Below are 1305 nucleotides of genomic sequence, written 5' to 3'. Positions count from 1 at the left end.
GGTTCATCGCGGATTACCGGGGAACGCGGCGCGGATCTTGAGGAAGAAGTATTCCTCGTCGCGGTACCCGTAGGCCCGACGCTTGATGACCTTGATGGTGTTGTTGATGCCTTCGACGACGCTGGTATTGAGCGGATGGCGGCAGCGGGCGAGGATTCCGTGCCAGTAACCCTGTAGGCGCTGCGCGAACAGTTGCAGCGCGGCAATCCCGCTTTGTCGGGCTTGCTCGATCCAGTGTTCCCAGGCCTTTTCCGCCCAGGCTGGCTTTCGGTAGAACCAGAGCCGTTTGAGTTCGTCGCGTAGCACGTAGACGCACAACAACGGCTGATTGGCAGCCAGCAGTTCCTTCAGATGGACGGACTGCTCGGGCTTCAGGTTGTGGCGGTTGCGCAGCAGCAGCCAGCGACTGGATTTCAACACCTTGCGGGCCGGGCGGTCATGGCGCAACTGATTGGCCTGATCCACTCGTACCCGATCGATCACCTCCCGCCCGTACTTGGCCACGACGTGGAACAGGTCGTAGACCACCTCGGCCTGCGGACACTGCGCCTTGATTTCCAGCTCGTAGGCCGTGGTCATATCGATCGCGACTGCTTCGATGCGCTCGGCGACACCCTCAGGAAGTTGCTCGAAGAAGGCGCGCGCCGTCTCGCGTGAGCGTCCCGATCCAATCCAGAGCACCTGCCGGCCGATCGGATCGACCACCACCGTGGCATACCGATGGCCTTTATGGAGTGCAAACTCGTCCATCGCCAAATAGCGGATCGTCGACCAGTCCGGCTCAGCCACACGCGCTTGTAAGCGCATCTTGTCGATCGATTTGACCGTGTGCCAGCCCAGATCGTAGAAGGCCGCCACTGCCTGTACGCTGGCCGCTTGCAGCAGTTTCTCGCAGGCCTTGGCAAATCGCTCCGTCACTCGCTGGTAACGGCCCAGCCACGCCAGCTTCTCCAGTCGCGGACCGCCGCAGCGTTCGCACCAGACCCGGCGGCGGGGGACGTGCAGCACCACCCGGTACTCGAACAGCGGCAGATCGCGCACGCGGCGAACCGTCGTCTCGTGGATTTGATGGCACCGTGCACCGCATTGCTCGCAGTACATCACCTTGCTGACCGGCTTCAAATGCAGCGATAGCGTACGGCCTTCTCCTTCCGGCCATTCCACCCGCTCCAACCGATAGCCCGTCCAGCAGCCCAGTGCCTGAAGTGCCTTGCGATCGAGCAATTGCTCCTCCTGACGTCTTTAAAGTCAGGCGTCAGATTACGCAATCCCCCTCAAACGCTCCACGGTTTCCCGCGATGAACC

The 1305-nt window shown here is 61.7% G+C and carries 1 protein-coding gene; it reads right to left on the bottom strand.

Annotated features, from left to right (window positions below; genetic code table 11):
- Positions 1-3 precede the first annotated feature (3 nt).
- Entirely contained in the window at positions 4-1224 is a 1221-nt protein-coding gene (locus J8I35_RS34360; RefSeq protein WP_122473473.1) for an ISL3 family transposase, read from the bottom strand.
- Positions 1225-1305 lie beyond the last annotated feature (81 nt).

The sequence above is a fragment of the Burkholderia sp. CpTa8-5 genome, from assembly GCF_017815045.1.
Taxonomy (GTDB): domain Bacteria; phylum Pseudomonadota; class Gammaproteobacteria; order Burkholderiales; family Burkholderiaceae; genus Burkholderia; species Burkholderia sola.
The sequence above is the reverse complement of the archived record's forward strand: the minus strand, read 5'-3'. Positions and strand labels throughout refer to the sequence as shown.